This window comes from Roseateles sp. P1_C1_2, from assembly GCF_056406535.1.
This window is the reverse complement of sequence record NZ_JBFUAB010000006.1, coordinates 25,309-40,851: the sequence shown is the minus strand read 5'-3', so window position 1 is coordinate 40,851 and position 15,543 is coordinate 25,309. Positions and strand designations below refer to the sequence as shown.

Below are 15,543 nucleotides of genomic sequence, written 5' to 3'. Positions count from 1 at the left end.
ATCGTCAGCCTGCGTGCGCGACCTTGACGCCGGCTGTCGGCGGGCGTCATCAGAAGGACGACCAGTCGCCTTGGGCTTCGGCCGCGGCTGCAAGGGCTGGTGCGCGCGGCGCGAAGGGGCGGGCGGGCGGCTTGTCCGGCTTGGCAGCAGGTGCAGCAGCCTTGGCCTTCGGTCTGGCGGCCGGCTCCGTATGCGCCGCTGACAAGGCGCCGACGTTGAAGACCGCCACCGCTTGGGACAGCTTCTGGGCCTGGTGCTTCATGCTCTCGGCCGCGGCGGCGGACTCCTCCACCAAGGCAGCGTTCTGCTGGGTGACCTGGTCCAGCTGGGTGACGGCATTGCCCACCTGCTCGATGCCCTGCGTCTGCTCGTGGCTGGCCGAGCTGATCTCGCCCACCAGGTCGTTGACGCGCTGCACCTGGGCGACGATCTCGTGCATGGTCTTGCCGGCATCACTGACCAGCCGGGAGCCGGCGTCCACCTTCTCGACGCTCTGGCCGATCAGCGTCTTGATCTCCTTGGCGGCCTGGGCGCTGCGCTGCGCGAGCGTGCGCACCTCGCCCGCCACGACGGCGAAGCCGCGCCCCTGCTCGCCGGCCCGGGCCGCTTCGACGGCGGCGTTCAACGCCAGGATGTTGGTCTGGAAGGCGATGCCGTCGATTGTGCCGATGATGTCGGCGATGCGCTTGGAGCTTTCGGTGATGGCCTCCATCGTCGTGACGACGTTGTGCACCACCTCGCCGCCACGCGTCGCGACCTCACGGGCGTTCTGCGACAGCTGCGCGGCCGCGCGGGCGTTGTCGGCGTTCTGGCGCACGGTGGAGGTCAGCTCTTCCATCGACGCGGCGGTCTGCTGCAGATTGGCCGCCTGCTCCTCGGTGCGCTGGCTGAGATCGGTGTTGCCGGCCGAGATCTGCGTGGCGGCCGTCGAGACCGACTCCACGCCGTGGCGGACGTCCGACACGATGTGACGCAGCTTCACGACCATCTGGCCCAGCGCCTGGGACAGCTTGGCAATCTCGTCGCGGCCCTGGGCCGTGATGTCCTGGGACAGGTCGCCGCCGGCCACGGCCTCGGCCAGGCGCACCGCCTCGTTCAGCGGGCGGGTGATGGCGCGGGAGATGGTGAAGCCCAGGCCGATGGCCACCAGCGTCGCCAGGCCGAGGGTCACGGCCAGGTAGACGCCGCTCTTGCTGAACTGGGCCTGGGCCTGGCTGGCATCGGCCTTGGCGCCGTCGTCGTTGAAGCTGACCAGGGCGACGATGGCGGTCTGGGCCTCGTCGAACAGCTTGGACGTCTGCGCGACGGCGGTGATCGCCTCCTCGCGCTGCCCCTGCTTGGCCAGGTCCAGCGCCTTGTCGGCCGCGCTGGCGTAGGTGGCCCATGCCTTGGCCGCCGCCTCGTAGAGCTGCTTCTCCTGGGCGTCGAGGAGGAAGTCCGAGTAGTCCTTGCTGGCCTTGTCGAAGGCCCGCACCGATTCCTTGTAGCGTTCCAGCACCGCGGCGTACTCGTCGGGCTGGCTGACGGCGACGCGGTATTCGCGCGTGCGGACCCGGGTCGCCGTGGTGGCCATCCTGCCGCTGTCGCGCACACCCGCCACGCGGTAGACCAGGATCTTGTCGGTCTGCTCGTAGATGTTGGACATCTGCAGCCACGACAGCGCCGCGAGCAAGGCCATCAGGGCCAGCACGGCGGCGAAGGCTGCGCCCAGCTTGCCTCGGACGGTCAGGTTGCTCAGGAAGCTCATGTCGGTCTCCTTCAGGCGGTGTGAGGCAGGTTGCGCACGGATGCTGGCCTCGTGTTGGTGTGCCCGCAGTGTCATTCAAATTGAATGAAACAAACAAAGTAAATAAATCACACCTACTGAATTAAATGAAGAGAATCGGGCCGTATCCGGTCCCCGCGCCTCACAATTGCCCCATCGAGGTGCTGCCGTGAGGAGCCTGTGCCAGAAGACCTGCCAAGCGTGTCGTTCGAAGAGGGGCTGCGCCGTTGCCTGGGCCGCGTCGAGCTCTACGACCGCATCGCGCGCCGCTTCCTCGACACCCGCGTCGGCGACGCCGACCGGGCAAGGGCGGCCCTGGTCCGCGGCGACCTCGAGGTCTTGCGCAAGGTCTCGCACGACCTGACGTCCACCGCCGGCACGCTGGGCGCCAGTCGGCTGTCCGCCGCCGCGCAGGCCCTGCAGGAGGGCGCCGATGACGGCACGGACAGCGTCGGCCTGAGCCGGCTGCTGGACGCCTTTGCCCTGGAGCACCGCTGCGTCGTCGGCGTGCTGGAGTCCTATGCGCGCGGCGAGGTCGATCTGCGCGCCATTGCCCAAAGGAAGTAGTCAAGTGCCCGAGACCCGCAGCCCCCCGGAGCGCCGCTCCTACTCCACCGCCCATGTCGCCAAGCGCATGGGCGTGTCCATTCCCACCGTGCAGCGCTGGGTGGACGCGGGCCAGTTGCTGGCCTGGAAGACGCTGGGCGGCCATCGCCGCATCGACGCCGACAGCGCCGACGAACTGATCAGCCGGCATTCCGGCGCGGCCGTGGGGCCGGCGCCTGCCGAGGCGGCCCTCAACATCGTCATCGTCGACGACAACCCGGACGATCGCGACCTGCTCGCCGCTCTGGTCGATGAGGCGTTTCCGGGGGCGTCGGTGACCGTGGCCGACAACGGCTTCGTCGGCCTCGTGGCCATAGGCAAGACACAGGCGGATGTCGTCATCACCGACATCCAGATGCCCCATATGGACGGCCTCGAGATGCTCAGGCAGCTCGCCGCCAGCGAAGGCCAGAGTCCGCGTGCCCTGGTGGCCGTGACCAGCCTGACGCCCCGCCAACTGGCGCAGCGCGGTGAACTGCCCGGCGCCGTCCAGTACATGCGCAAGCCCATCGTCGATCCCGTCGCCTTCATCCGGATTCTGAAGGCCGTGGTCGACGGTGCGCGCTGAGCCCCATCCAGCGAGTCCCCCACCCATGTTCAAGACCCTGCGCTCATCCCTGTACACCATCGGCTTGACGGCGGTCGTCACCATCCTCGCGGTGCTGGCCTTCGCGCTGTGGAGCTTCGAGTCGCTGGGGCGCAGCGCGGCCCAGGCGCAGGACTCCTCGGCGGTGGTGGCCAATGTGCTGCCGCCGCCGCTCTATCTGATCGAAGCCCGGCTGGTGCTGTCGCAGACGGTCGAGGGCACGCTGCCGGTCGCGACCGGGCGGGCCGAGCTGCAGCGGCTGGCCGCGGAAAGCCGCCGCGAGCTCGCGGCCTGGACGGCCGGCGGGCCGCCGGAGCTGCAGCGGCTGATCGCCGGCGACGTGGCGCGCACCAGCCGGCAGATGTTCGACGGCGCGGCTCGCGTCATTTCTGCGGCCGAGGCGGGCGACGCGGCCCGGGCGCGTGCGGAACTCGCCGGCGTGCAGTCGGTCTATGAGACCCATCGCCGGGCCATCGACGCCGTGGTCACCGCGGGGCGACATGAGGAGAGCCTGGCGGTGGCCGCCTTCGACCGCACGCGCCGTGACGGCGTCTGGGCGTTGCTGGCCCTGGCCTTCGTCTTCCTGTTCGCGGCCGCGCTGAGCTATGCCCGGGCCTTGCGTTCGGTGCTGCAGCCGGTCGAGGAATGCCTGGCGCTGGCCAACCGCGTCGCCGACGGCGACCTGCATCCCGAGCAGCCCAGTCCGCGGACCGACGAACTGGGCCAGTTGCAGAACGCGCTGGGCCGCATGACGGAGAAGCTGGCCACCGGCCGCGAGAACCTCGTGCGGGCGCGTGACGCGGCCGAGCAGGCCGGCCGGGCCAAGGCCGACTTCCTGGCCAATATGAGCCACGAGATCCGCACGCCGATGAACGCCGTGCTCGGGCTGACCCACATCGTGCTGCGCACGACGCTGACCACCCGCCAGCGTGACTACCTGGAGAAGATCCAGGGCGCAGGCAAGTCGCTGCTGCGCCTCATCAACGACATCCTCGATTTCTCCAAGATCGACGCCGGCAAGCTGGAACTGGAGAGCGCGCCTTTCGAGCTCGACCCCGTCTTCGACGAGATCGCGACGGCCTTGAACGCGCTGATCGGCGACAAGCCCGTGGAGCTGGTGGTCTGCCGCGGCGACGGCGTGCCCAACGCCTTGCTGGGCGACGCGCTGCGCCTGAAGCAGGTGCTGCTGAACCTGTCGGCCAACGCGGTGAAGTTCACCAGCCAGGGCGAGATCTGCATCAGCGTCGCGCGCGTGGCGGATGGCTCGGCCGATGAGTCGACCGCGCCGGCGATCCGGTTCTCGGTGCGGGACACGGGCGCCGGCATCCCCGTTGAATCGCAGCCGCAGCTCTTCCATGCCTTCAGCCAGGCCGACAGCTCGACGACGCGCAAGCATGGCGGCACCGGCCTGGGCCTGGCGATCAGCCAACGCATCGTCGCGCTGATGGGCGGCAACATCGAGCTGCAGAGCACGCCGGGCCATGGCAGCACCTTCAGCTTCTCGGTCGCGCTGCGGGAGCCCGCCGCCGGCGCAACCCCGGCCGCTGAGGCACTGGAGCGGGCCGGCGCGACGCGCCACCTGCTCAAGGGCATGAACGCCTTGGTGGTGGACGACAACTTCACCGCCCGTTTGACGATGGTGGCCATGCTGCGCTCCTTCGGCATGAGCGTCGTCGAAGCCGCCTCGGGCACGCAGGCGCTGGAAGTGGCCCGCGCGGCGCAGGGCAAGGGCCAGCACTTCGCGGTCGCCCTGGTGGACTGGCGCATGCCCGACCTGGACGGCTTCGCCGTCGTGGATGCGCTGCGGGCCTACGACTCGCTGTCGTCGGCCTCCTTCATCATGGTGTCGGCCTACGACCGCGACGTGGTGGAGGCGGCCATGCCCGAGCACGCACCCGACGGCCTGCTGCAGAAGCCCGTGACGCCCTCGACGCTGCTGGACACGCTGTACGGCGTCATCGTCAGGGGCGGTCTCGCCACCTACGAGCCGGCGCCGCAGCAGCTTGCGCCGGTGGCCCAGCTGAGCGGGCGCGTGCTGCTGGTCGAGGACAACGACATCAACCAGCTGGTGGCCGTCGAACTGCTTGGCGCCTTCGGGCTGGAGGTGCTGGTCGCCGACGACGCGATCCAGGCGCTGGAGCAGCTGAAGCGGCACCGCTTCGACGCCATCGTCATGGACGTCCAGATGCCCGGCATGGACGGCTTCGAGGCCACCGGCATCATCCGCCAGCTGCCGGATTGCCGCGAGTTGCCCATCATCGCGATGACGGCCAATTCGCTGGCCGGTGAACGCGAGAAATGCCTGGCCGCGGGGATGTCGGACTACCTCTCCAAGCCCATCGAGCCGGAGCTGCTGGCGCAGTGCATGGCGCGCTGGATGCCGGCCCGGGAGGCCGCCACCGCCTGAAGCTTCAGACGTGCATCCAGGCCGCGCCGCCCAGGGCCATGCCGACAAGGCCGGCGACGATGGTCGCCCACTCCATCCAGCGCTTCTTGGTCAGCAGCGTGATGGCGGCCAGCGCGATGGAAACCTGCAGGGCCGTCGTCGCCTGGGCCCAGCGGTGATGCAGATGGATCTGCTCGGCGCTCATCTCGTCGAAATGCTTGGACTCCGCTTCCAGCTTCTCGGCGTTGAGCTTGATCTCGTTCTTTTCCTTCTCGTAGCGCGCGATCTTGTCGCGGTACTTGGCCTTCTGCTCTTCGTTGTTGCTCAGGTCCAGGGCCAGCTCTGACAGGTTCTGCTTGCTGCTCTTGGACTGGAAGAAGGCCCATTGGTTGCTGGCCTCGGTCTTCTTGATGGCCGCGTCGTTCTTGTACAGGGCGGCGTTCACCTGCGTCACGCCACCGGTGTAGGAGAAGAAGGCACCGACGGTGGCCAGGATGGCCGTGATGACGGCCAGCTTGCCGGCAAAGCCCTTGGGCTCGTGCTGGGCGGCGTGCTCCAACTCGTGGTCGTGAGGCCCGTGGACGTGGAAGCCGTGTCCGGACATGGTTTTATTCCTTGCGTAGGTAATCGACGAAGTCGAAGCGCATGCCGTTGGCGCTGAGGCGCGGCTCACGGGCTGCTTCGGTGAATTGCTCTCGCGGCCAGGCCGGGAAATGCCTGTCCGCATCAGGGTAGACGACATCCACCTCGGTCAGCGCCAGCTTGTCAGCCAGCGGCAAGGCCAGCGCATAGATCTCGCCGCCGCCGATGACGCAGACCTCGGGTGCGGCTGCGCAGGCCGCGAGGGCCGCGTCCAGGCTGGCGAACACCTCGGCGCCGGGCAGCTCGCTCACAGAGCGGCTGACGACGAGATTGCGCCGGCCGGGCAGGGGGCGGAACTTGGCCGGAATCGAGTCCCAGGTCTTGCGGCCCATGACGACGGGCTTGCCCACGGTCAGCGCCTTGAAGCGTGCCATGTCCTCGGGCAGATGCCAGAGCAGGGCGTTGTCGCGCCCGATGGCGCCGTCGCGGGCCACGGCCGCGACGAGAGTGATCCAGCTCATACCGCCACCGGCGCCTTGATGGCCGGATGCGGGTCGTAGCCGCTCAGCTCGAAGTCCTCGTACTCGTAGTCGAAGATGGACGCCGGCCGGCGCTTGATCGTCATCGTCGGGTAGGCGCGCGGATCGCGGGCGAGCTGGGTCTGCACCTGCTCCACGTGGTTGTCGTAGATGTGGCAGTCGCCGCCGGTCCAGATGAAGTCACCGAGCTCAAGATCGCACTGCTGGGCCAGCATCATGGTCAGCAGCGCATAGGACGCAATGTTGAAGGGCACGCCGAGGAAGATGTCGGCGCTGCGCTGGTAGAGCTGGCAACTGAGCTTGCCGTCGGCCACGTAGAACTGGAAAAAGGCGTGGCAGGGCATCAGCGCCATCTTCGGCAGCTCGGCCACATTCCAGGCGCTGACGATGATGCGGCGCGAGTCCGGGTTGGACTTCAGCGTCTTCACCACGTCGGCGATCTGGTCGATGTGGCCGCCGTCCGGCGTCGGCCACGAGCGCCATTGCACGCCGTAAACCGGGCCGAGGTCGCCGTCCTCACGCGCCCACTCGTTCCAGATCGTCACGCCGCGCTCTTGCAGCCATTTGACGTTGCTGTCGCCGCGCAGGAACCACAGCAGTTCCAGCACGATGGACTTCAGGTGCACCTTCTTCGTCGTCACCAGCGGGAAGCCCTGGGCCAGGTCGAAGCGCATCTGGTGGCCGAACACGCTGCGCGTGCCGGTGCCAGTGCGGTCGCCTTTCTGTACGCCATGCTCGTAGACATGGCGCATGAAATCTTCATATTGCTGGGGAGGGCGGGGCGGAGCAGTCATGGACGGCATTGTCTCTGCTCGGACGAGGTGGCCCATCCAGAGGGATGCGCGCCTTGCCTCACTTCATGGTGTCTGTGACGCGGTGCTGCGGTGCGGGCGCGTGTTCGCCACTTTGACTGCTGCCGGTGATTCCGAACTTCAAACTTACCGGGTCCGAACGTAAACCGGGATAGTTACACGCGCCCCGCAATTCACGTGGACGATCGGTTTTGTTTGCAGTCCCGGGAATTCGAGTTGATTGGCCAAGGCAGGATAGTGGCGTTTCATGAAATCTCGCGCGCGATCAATGTCGTCTGAGTATTTTATGGCCAACCTGCCGCTCTCTTGAGAATATTCCACATCGCCCACATAAATTACCTTGCCGGCAGGGGCGTGAAACGACAGTACTTGGTCGTCGCCGCACGGGCCATACGCTTGGCCAAAAGCGCCTCCACTGATGCCTTCGGGAAGAATGAGTTGAATATGATATTCGTTCGGAAACATTGCGGCGGAAACTCTTCCCACAATGTAGCCTTCTTCCGGGTAGGTGTTTATGGCCGCCATGGCGCCAATTTTCACTTTCCCTTCAATGATTTCGCCAGGTGCAATTGCTACGCGAAAGCGGGGTTTTGCACCCAGGACAATGATCGCGTCTTGTGAATTGTGGGCAAGCGTCGCAGATTTCTCGAGATTGCTAAAGCTGACGCAACCCGTTGTAGAGAAAATTGCGCAAATAGAAAGTATGACGAGGAACGTTCTCATTGGCTATGGAGTGGAAAGGCAGTCAATAAAGCTGCAAGCGCCAGCATCGGGGTCAGACGCCACGCTCGCACGCTTGGGGCTTAGGAGCTCCGGGCCGACTCGAGAGACGTCTGCTCGGCGTCAGATCTCAAATTTAACTCCATCAGTTTCCAGCCCAAACTGCATCGCCGCCAGCTTGGCATACAGCCCGCCGCGCGCGACCAGTTCGTCATGCCGCCCGATATCCACGATGCGTCCCGCATCCAGCACCACGATGCGATCGGCCTTCTGGATGGTGGCCAGGCGGTGGGCAATGACCAGCGTCGTGCGGTGCTGCATCGCGGCCTCCAGGGCCGCCTGCACGACGCGTTCGCTTTCGGCATCCAGCGCGCTCGTCGCTTCGTCCAGCAGCAGCAGCGGCGGGTTCTTCAACATGGCGCGGGCGATGCTGATGCGCTGGCGCTGGCCGCCGGACAGCCGCACGCCGCGCTCGCCCAGGAAGCTGGCGTAGCCCTCGGGCAGCGCACGGATGAAGTCGTCGGCAAAGGCGGCCTCGGCTGCGGCCATGACCTCTTCGTCGCTCGCCGTCGGCCGGCCATAACGAATGTTCTCCATCGCCGTCGTCGAGAAGATGACGCTGTCCTGCGGCACGACGCCGATGCTGGCGCGCAGGTCGTTGAGGCTCAGCTCGCGGGTCTCCACGCCGTTGAGCCGGATCGAGCCGGACTGCGGGTCGTAGAAGCGCAGCAGCATCTGGAAGACCGTGCTCTTGCCCGCGCCGCTGGGGCCGACGAGGGCGACCGTTTCGCCCGCCGCGACGCTCAGGCTGAGTCCGTCCAGCGCCGGCGTCGCGGGCCGGGAGGGATAGTGGAACTGGATGGCGTCGAACTCGACGCGGCTGCCACCGGTGGTCACGGTCAAGGCGCTTGGTTGGGCGGGCTCGGCCACCGGCGAACGCGCTTCCATCAGCTCGATGAGGCGCTCCGTGGCGCCTGCCGCGCGCAGCACATCGCCCCAGACCTCGGCCAGCACGGCCACGCTGCTGACGAGCAGGGTCACGTAGACGACGGTCTGGCCCAGGTGCCCCGCAGTGATCTTGCCGGCCACGACGGCCTGGGTGCCTTGGTACAGGCCCCACAGCATCGCGCCGAACACGGCCGTGATGATGAAGGCCACCATGAAGCTGCGGATGCGGGTGCGCTTGCGGGCGGTGTCGAAGGCGGCCTCGCTGGCGGCCGAGAAGCGCCGCGCCTCGGCGGCCTCCTGGGTGTAGCTCTGCACGACGGTGACGGCGTTCAGCACCTCGGCGGCGATGGCCGAGGTGTCGGCGACGCGGTCCTGGCTGGCGCGCGACAGCTTGCGCACGCGGCGGCCGAAATACAGCGCCGGCGCCACGATCAGCACCAGGATGCCCAGCACCTGGCCCATCACATAGGGGTTGGTGACGACCAGCATCACCAGCGCGCCCGTGCCCATGACGATGTTGCGCAGGCCCATGGACAGGCTGGAGCCGACGACGGTCTGCACGACGGTGGTGTCGGTCGTGATGCGGCTCAGCACCTCGCCGGTCTGCGTCGTCTCGAAGAACTCGGGGCTCTGGCGCAGCACATGGGTGTAGACGGCATTGCGCAGGTCGGCGGTGACGCGTTCGCCCAGCCAGGTGACCATGTAGAAGCGCGAGGCCGAGAACAGGCCGAGGGCGGCGCCGACGCCGAACATCGCCAGGAAATGCTCGCGCAGCGCCATCAGCCGCTCGCCGGGATCGCCGGCCGAAAAGCCCGCATCGATGAGGCCGCGCAGCGCCAGCGGGAAGGCCAGCGTGGCCATGGCCGACAGCAGCAGGGCCATGAAGGCCATCGCGATGCGGCCGCGGTAGGGCCGCAGGAAGGGCGCCAGGCCGCTCAGGGAGCGGGCCTGCTTGGCGGCGGGGCGTTCGGAGGAGGAACTCATGGGGTTACAGCTTTTTCCCGTTCAGCACGGCGCAGGTGCGGGCCAGCATCGCGTCGTCAAGGTCTTGGTGGCAGAGCAGTTGCAGCACATGGGTGCGCCAGCGTGCGCCGTGGTCGTCGTGGAAGTCGGGCACACCGGGCCAGACGCGGTCCCAGCGGAACACCGCAAAGCCGGCAGCGCGCAGCGCGGCATAGGCGGGCTCGGCATCGTCCACCCACAGCGGCATCACATAGGGCGCGGCCTGCGCGGGCAGGTCGCCCAGCAAGGGGCGGGCGCCAGGCAGGTTCTGCGTGAGGCGATGCAGCGTCTCGTAATTGGCGCGGCGGCGGGCGACGATGCGCTGGCGCGGCAGGCCGAAGAGCTGTCGCGTCAGCGCGGGCGGGGCCTGTTCGCAGCGGCCCAGGTCGCACTCGGCCATGTTCTCGGCCTCGCTCAGCACGCGCCGCGGGGCGCTCGCGGCCGGCGGGCGCAACGGGCCGTTCTTCAGGCGGAAGAGGGCGCCCAGCGCCGTGTTCAGGCCGGTCAGGCGGCCCTGCTCGCTGCCGCGCTCCAGCAGGTCCACCCAGGCCTTGATCTGCTGCCTGGCACCGGCCGGCTGCAGCGTCTGCACGGGCAGCGGCTGGGCCGAGGCCAGCAGGCCGCCTTCCGAGACCGGGAAGAACTTGGACACACTGGCCGTCGCCAGGTCACCCCAGTGGCCGATGGGCCGCTCGCCGGCTTGGCCGAAGAAGCTGTGGGCGCAGTCCTCCACCAGCGCAATGCCGTGCCGGTCGCACCAGGCCCTCGCGACGGCCAGCGAGCGCGGCAGGCCGAAGAGCTGGGCCACGACCAGCGCGCGCGTGCGGGGTGCCGGTGTGATGGCGTCCAGCGCCGGCAGGCCGTCGGGGCCGAGGGGATAGAACTGCACGGCCGCACCGGCCGCACGCAGCGGCGCGACCAGCGTGGGGCAGTGGTAGCTGGGGGCCAGCACGCTGTCGCCGGCCTGCACGCCCAGCGCCTTCATCGCGGCGAACAGGGCGGCGCGGCCGCTGGTCAGCCGCCGGGTGTGGGGCAGGTCGTCGACGGCGGGCAGGCCGGCGGCGCGCTCGCCTGAGAAGTTATCCCAGCCAAAGGTGGGACGTGTGGGTTGACGGGCAGTAGGCGAAGACATGGGCGGCGGATTGTGGGTCACGGCAGTGGTGGGCGGCCCGCGTAGCCGGTCAATTCCAGATAGCCGGCGCCCAGTGGGCGCTTTTCGGCGTCGAACAGCTGGGCGGCGCCTTCCCAGTAGACGAGGCCGCTGCTGTGGCGCGCGTCAATCTCCTGGGCGTCGAAATAGGTGCTCAGCAGCATCTCGCCGGCGGGGCTCTTCAGCCGCCATTCGACCGGGTAGCGGGCGCCGGTGGCCGGGCTGGTCCAGTGCCGGGTCGGCGTCATCTCGACCTCGTCGGGCGTGAAGCTGCGGTCGGGCTGGCCGGGCGCGCGCAGGCTGCCGCCGGCCCAGTCCCGGCTGCCGTCCTTGCGGCGCAGCTGGAACAGGGTCAGCGCGCGGCCGTCGTGCAGGTTCAGCCCAAGCCAGTCCCAGCCCACCGCCTGGCCCAGCAGGCTGTCGCTCCATTCATGGTCCAGCCAGGCGCGGCCGGCGAGGCTGTGGCGCTGGCCGTCCAGCGTCAGCGCCGCCTGGGTGGCGAGCTGGGGCCGGGTGTAGTAGCGGCTGAACTGCGCGGCATCGGGCCCCTTGCGCGACAGGCCGGCATCGCCCTGCAGCAGCGGCGCATCGGGCGCGGCCAGTTTCAGCTCCAGGGCGAAGCCGGGGCCGCTGAAGGCGGCGCGGTAGCCGTCGCCGCTGCGCTTCAAGCTCCAGTCGCGCAGCTTGACGTCGCAATCGCCCGTCATGGCGTGCACGGCGCCGGGCAGGGCGCGCAGCAGGCGCTGGCCGTGGCGCTGCTGCTTCGCGCCGAGGTCGGACAGGGCGACATGGCCGAGCAGCAGCTGCTTGGCCGCCAGGCCGCTGGGATGGTCGGCGGCCGCGGGGCCGGGCAGGCGGAAGAAGGTGAGCTGGTAGCCGAAGCGTGGTGGGCCGCCAGCGTCGCCGAGCAAGCCGGTCAGGTACCACCACTCGATGTTCTGCTGCGGATGCGCGCCGAAGTCGGCCGGGAATTGCAGGGCGGCCCGGGCCTGCAGTGGCAGTGCGGCGATCAGCAGGACGCGGCGCTTCATCATCACGCGTCCTCCCTCACGGCACGTACGGCGTCGGGGCCGAGGGCGCGCCGGCCGGCCAGCAGCGAGGCGCCGACGGCCGCGGCAAAGGCCAGGCCGACCAGGGCGGCCAGGCGCGCGAGGGGCAGATGCATCTCCATGCTCCAGTGAAAACTCTGCGGGTTGACGACGTAGACGAGGATGGCGCTCAGGCCCAGCCCCAGCGCCAGGCCCGCGAGCGCGCCGGCGCCGCCCTGCAAGCTCGCCTCGATGAGCAGCAGCCGCATCAGCTGGCGCCGCGACAGGCCCAGGTGCCGCAACAGGCCGAACTCGCGGCGTCGCGCCAGCGCCTGGGCCGACTGGCTGGCGATGACGCCGAACAGGCCGACGGCCAGGGCGACGGCCTGCAGCCACAGGGTGATGGCGAAGCTGCGGTCGAAGATCTTCAGCGACAGCGCGCGCAGTTCGCCGGCGGCGGCCATCTCGACGTTGTCGCCGCCCAGCTGGCGCACCGCGGCGCGCGCGCTGTCCAGCGTCTGCCCCGGCGCCAGCCACAGTGCCAGCTCGGTGGTGGTCGTGTCGCCGCTGGCGCGGCGGTAGTCGGCCAGGGCCATCCACAGCGCGGTGTTCTGGCGCGAATAGTCGCGCCAGACGCCCTGCACCTGCAGCTGGACGGTGCGGCCGCTGTCGACCAGTTCGGCCTGCAAGACGCGGCCAGGCTGCAGCCCGTCGCGGTCGCGCCCGGCTTCGTTGACCCAGACGGGCAAGGCGCCGGGCGCGGCAGCGCCCTGCCAGCGCTCGATCAGGGGCAGGCTGCCGGTCTCGACGTCGCGCGTCGTCAGAGCCACCGGGTCGGCCCCCGCTGCCAGGCGCAGCCGGGCGGTGCGCTGCGGGATGGCACGGGCGACCTGGGGCAGGCGAGGCAGGGCTTCCAGCAGCGCCGCGGGGATGGGCGCCGGGACGCCGTCGCCGATGCGAAGTGCGCTGCGCACATAGAGGTCGGCCGGCAGCGCATGGTCCAGCCAGCGCATCAGCGACTCGCGGAAGCTGCCGATCATGACCGTCATCGCCACCGCCAGGGCCAGCGCGACGAGGACGCCGGCGAGCGAGCGGCGCGCCTCGGTCGCCTGGTCGCGGCTACGCTCGCGGGCCAGCAGCAGCAGCGCCCCTTGTGCTCTTGCCGGTAGGCGCGACAACAAGGCGGTCAGGCCCTGCACCAGGGCCGGCACCAGCGCCAGGCCGCCCATCAGCAGGAAGAACATGGCCAGGTAGGCGGCGACGGGGGTGTCGTTAAAAAGAGGGGGCAGCCAGGACAGCGCTGCACCCAGGGCCAGCAGCGCGAGGCCGGCCCAGGCCGGCAGCGTGCGACCGGCGGGCAGGCCCAGGCCCTTGAGCACGAGGGCGGGCGCGATGCGGCGCACCGTCAGCGCCGGCGCCAGCGCGGCGAGGAGAGCCGCGGCCAGGCCCAGGGCGCCATAGACCACGGCGGGCAGCAGCAGGGGCTGGTTGAACAGCAGTTCGGCCGACGAGCCGTTGGCGCCGTGCAGGCCGAGGTCGCTGCCCATCAGCTTGAGCGCCCCAGCCGCCAGGCCCACGCCCAGGGCCAGGCCCAGCAGCGTGCCGGCGACGCCGATGACCGCGCCTTCGGTCAGGATCAGGCGCCAGCGCATGCGCGCGGACACGCCCAGCACGCCCACCAGGGCCCATTGCGGCAGGCGTTGGGCGGTGGCCAGCGACAGCACGGCGTAGACGAGGAAGCTGCCGGTGAACAGCGCCATCAGCGCCAGCAGGCCGAGGTTGACGCGGTAGGAGCGCGTCATGTCGGACAGATGGGCGCCGACATCGGCCGGCGGCGTGGCCTGCCAGCGCGTGGGCAGGCGGGCGGCCCAGGCGCTCGCGTCCGTGCCGGGCGCGAGCTGCACGTCGATGCGGTCCAGGCTGCCGACGCGGCCGAACAGCGCCTGGGCATCGGCGATGTCGAGCACGCCCAGCGGCGTGTTGTCGGCAGCGACGCGGCCACCGATGCTGAGCTCGATGTCGCGCGGCGTGCCACCGCCGGGCAGGCGCAGCGTCAGCTTGGTGGCGCCGGCAGGCAGCAGCTTGCGGGCGGCGCCGTTCAGGTGCACGGCGTTGGCGCCCATCAGGCCGGTGATGCCGCCGTCGACCTGTGGCGTCAGCTCGGGCGCCAGCGGTTGGCCGGCGGCGGCCGAGGCCAGCAGGGCCAGCGGGTCCAGGCCGATGAGGTGGATGGACAGGCCGCGTCCGCCGGGCCCGACCTGGCCGGGCCACAAGGCCAGCGCCTCGACGACGGGGCTGGCGGCAGCGACCTCGGGGCGGTTAAGCAGCTCGACGAGATCGGCATCGGTCAGCGCGCCGGAACGCGCCTTGACCACCAGGTCGGGCTGGCCGTTGACGCCGCGCGCCGCCCGTGCGAACTCGGCGAGGGCGGCGCCATTGAGCAGGTGCACGCCGAAGGCCAGGGCGACGCCGAGCATGACGGCGACGACGGCGAGCAGGACGCGGCCGGGCTGGTCACGCCAGGCGGGCCAGCTGAAGTGGCGCCACAAGGTCATTCCGCGTGCAGCCCGCTGGCGTCCAGCCGCAGCCGCCGGTCCGTGRCCTCGGCCGCGCGCTCCGAGTGCGTGACCAGCAGGCAGGCCGCACCGGCTTCTTGCGTGCAGCGCCGCAGCAGTTCCAGCACCTCGCCGRCATGGCGGGGGTCGAGGTTGCCGGTGGGCTCGTCGGCCAGCACGAGGCGCGGGCGGTGGACCAGGGCGCGCGCGATCGCCACGCGCTGCAGCTGGCCACCTGACAGCTGGCGCGGCATGCGTGCCGCCAGCGGGGCCAGTTCGACCGCGGCCAGCATCTGGCGCACGCGTTCGTCGTCACGCTGGCCCAGCAGGCGCAGCGGCAGGGCGACGTTGTCGGCCACGTTCAGATGGGGCAGCAGGTGGAAGGCCTGGAAGATGAAGCCCAGCTCGCGGCGGCGCAGCGCCGAGCGGGCGTCGTCGTCGAGGCTGCGCAGGTCCTGGCCGGCCAGCGTGATGGAACCGGCGTCGGCCTCGTCCAGGCCGGCCAGGCAGTTCAGCAGCGTGGACTTGCCGCTGCCGGACTCGCCGAGCAGGGCGACGATCTCGCCGGCCTGCAGGTCCAGGTCCACCTCGGAAAACACCGCCACCTCGCCATAGGCCTTGGACAGGCGGCGTGCACTCAAAAGACTCATGGACCGGATTCTGGGTCCTGTCGAGCGGCGTTCGCCCGACCCTTGGGCGGCGCGAGCTTGACGCCGCGCCGCGCCAGGGCCTCGCGCAGCAGCAGTTCGGCCTGCGCGTTGGCGCTGCGCAGCTCCGTCGCCGCGAGCCGCTCGACCTCGGCCCACAGCGCGGGGTCGACGCGCAGCGGGAAGGACTTCTTGTCGGGGCTGGCCATGCCTGCAG

At 69.7% G+C, this 15,543-nt stretch carries 14 protein-coding genes; 3 read left to right on the top strand and 11 right to left on the bottom strand.

What is annotated here, in order from left to right; genetic code table 11:
* Nucleotides 1–49: 49 nt before the first annotated feature.
* A complete protein-coding gene (locus AC1D2H_RS07185) occupies nt 50–1,747 on the bottom strand; it encodes a methyl-accepting chemotaxis protein (protein ID WP_478010447.1) in 1,698 nt (565 codons plus the stop codon).
* Between the two features lie 219 nt (nt 1,748–1,966).
* On the opposite strand from AC1D2H_RS07185, the gene AC1D2H_RS07180 reads away from it, so the two are divergent.
* From AC1D2H_RS07180 to AC1D2H_RS07170, 3 genes are read left to right on the top strand one after another with little or no spacing between them, the layout of a single operon-like run.
* Complete coding sequence (locus tag AC1D2H_RS07180) at nt 1,967–2,332, top strand: Hpt domain-containing protein (RefSeq protein WP_477934999.1); 366 nt, start codon at nt 1,967–1,969, stop codon at nt 2,330–2,332.
* Between the two features lie 4 nt (nt 2,333–2,336).
* On the top strand, nt 2,337–2,939 hold the full coding sequence (locus AC1D2H_RS07175; RefSeq protein ID WP_477934997.1) for a response regulator: 603 nt from the start codon (nt 2,337–2,339) through the stop codon (nt 2,937–2,939).
* Nucleotides 2,940–2,964: 25 nt separating this feature from the next.
* The gene (locus AC1D2H_RS07170) at nt 2,965–5,364 is read left to right on the top strand and encodes a hybrid sensor histidine kinase/response regulator (protein WP_478010446.1); all 2,400 of its coding nucleotides are present in this window, start codon (nt 2,965–2,967) and stop codon (nt 5,362–5,364) included.
* Nucleotides 5,365–5,368: 4 nt separating this feature from the next.
* Here AC1D2H_RS07170 and AC1D2H_RS07165 read toward each other — a convergent pair whose 3' ends face one another.
* From AC1D2H_RS07165 to AC1D2H_RS07120, 10 genes are all read right to left on the bottom strand, one after another.
* Complete coding sequence (locus AC1D2H_RS07165) at nt 5,369–5,947, bottom strand: DUF4337 domain-containing protein (RefSeq protein ID WP_477934993.1); 579 nt, start codon at nt 5,945–5,947, stop codon at nt 5,369–5,371.
* Nucleotides 5,948–5,951: 4 nt separating this feature from the next.
* Nucleotides 5,952–6,446 carry a dihydrofolate reductase gene (locus AC1D2H_RS07160; protein ID WP_478010445.1) on the bottom strand — a complete coding sequence of 165 codons (495 nt, stop codon included), beginning with the start codon at nt 6,444–6,446 and terminating at the stop codon, nt 5,952–5,954.
* Nucleotides 6,443–7,258 carry a thymidylate synthase gene (locus AC1D2H_RS07155; protein WP_478010444.1) on the bottom strand — a complete coding sequence of 272 codons (816 nt, stop codon included), beginning with the start codon at nt 7,256–7,258 and terminating at the stop codon, nt 6,443–6,445. Before AC1D2H_RS07155 ends, AC1D2H_RS07160 begins: the two co-directional genes overlap by 4 nt.
* A gap of 144 nt (nt 7,259–7,402) precedes the next feature.
* A complete protein-coding gene (locus AC1D2H_RS07150; protein ID WP_478010443.1) occupies nt 7,403–7,999 on the bottom strand; it encodes a hypothetical protein in 597 nt (198 codons plus the stop codon).
* A gap of 120 nt (nt 8,000–8,119) precedes the next feature.
* Nucleotides 8,120–9,928: an ABC transporter transmembrane domain-containing protein gene (locus tag AC1D2H_RS07145; protein WP_478010442.1), complete on the bottom strand. Its 1,809-nt coding sequence runs from the start codon at nt 9,926–9,928 to the stop codon at nt 8,120–8,122.
* 4 nt (nt 9,929–9,932) lie between these two features.
* Nucleotides 9,933–11,078, bottom strand: a complete 1,146-nt coding sequence (locus tag AC1D2H_RS07140) for a DegT/DnrJ/EryC1/StrS family aminotransferase (RefSeq protein ID WP_478010441.1) — start codon at nt 11,076–11,078, stop codon at nt 9,933–9,935.
* 17 nt (nt 11,079–11,095) lie between these two features.
* Nucleotides 11,096–12,127, bottom strand: a complete 1,032-nt coding sequence (locus AC1D2H_RS07135) for a lipocalin-like domain-containing protein (RefSeq protein WP_478010440.1) — start codon at nt 12,125–12,127, stop codon at nt 11,096–11,098.
* A gap of 2 nt (nt 12,128–12,129) precedes the next feature.
* Entirely contained in the window at nt 12,130–14,679 is a 2,550-nt protein-coding gene (locus AC1D2H_RS07130) for an ABC transporter permease (protein ID WP_478010439.1), read from the bottom strand.
* Nucleotides 14,676–15,329 carry an ABC transporter ATP-binding protein gene (locus AC1D2H_RS07125; RefSeq protein WP_478010438.1) on the bottom strand — a complete coding sequence of 218 codons (654 nt, stop codon included), beginning with the start codon at nt 15,327–15,329 and terminating at the stop codon, nt 14,676–14,678. Before AC1D2H_RS07125 ends, AC1D2H_RS07130 begins: the two co-directional genes overlap by 4 nt.
* Nucleotides 15,326–15,535 (bottom strand): type II toxin-antitoxin system antitoxin, encoded by a 210-nt coding sequence (locus AC1D2H_RS07120; RefSeq protein ID WP_477934975.1) that lies wholly within the window; start codon nt 15,533–15,535, stop codon nt 15,326–15,328. The genes AC1D2H_RS07125 and AC1D2H_RS07120 overlap by 4 nt, the downstream gene beginning before the upstream one ends.
* Nucleotides 15,536–15,543 lie beyond the last annotated feature (8 nt).

Coding starts and splice junctions, on each gene's coding strand:
- AC1D2H_RS07185 (WP_478010447.1), bottom strand. CDS start 1,747: ATGAGCTTCCTGAGCAACCTGACCGTCCGAGGCAAGCTGGGCGCAGCC.
- AC1D2H_RS07170 (WP_478010446.1), top strand. CDS start 2,965: ATGTTCAAGACCCTGCGCTCATCCCTGTACACCATCGGCTTGACGGCG.
- AC1D2H_RS07165 (WP_477934993.1), bottom strand. CDS start 5,947: ATGTCCGGACACGGCTTCCACGTCCACGGGCCTCACGACCACGAGTTG.
- AC1D2H_RS07160 (WP_478010445.1), bottom strand. CDS start 6,446: ATGAGCTGGATCACTCTCGTCGCGGCCGTGGCCCGCGACGGCGCCATC.
- AC1D2H_RS07155 (WP_478010444.1), bottom strand. CDS start 7,258: ATGACTGCTCCGCCCCGCCCTCCCCAGCAATATGAAGATTTCATGCGC.
- AC1D2H_RS07150 (WP_478010443.1), bottom strand. CDS start 7,999: ATGAGAACGTTCCTCGTCATACTTTCTATTTGCGCAATTTTCTCTACA.
- AC1D2H_RS07145 (WP_478010442.1), bottom strand. CDS start 9,928: ATGAGTTCCTCCTCCGAACGCCCCGCCGCCAAGCAGGCCCGCTCCCTG.
- AC1D2H_RS07140 (WP_478010441.1), bottom strand. CDS start 11,078: ATGTCTTCGCCTACTGCCCGTCAACCCACACGTCCCACCTTTGGCTGG.
- AC1D2H_RS07135 (WP_478010440.1), bottom strand. CDS start 12,127: ATGAAGCGCCGCGTCCTGCTGATCGCCGCACTGCCACTGCAGGCCCGG.
- AC1D2H_RS07130 (WP_478010439.1), bottom strand. CDS start 14,679: ATGACCTTGTGGCGCCACTTCAGCTGGCCCGCCTGGCGTGACCAGCCC.
- AC1D2H_RS07120 (WP_477934975.1), bottom strand. CDS start 15,535: ATGGCCAGCCCCGACAAGAAGTCCTTCCCGCTGCGCGTCGACCCCGCG.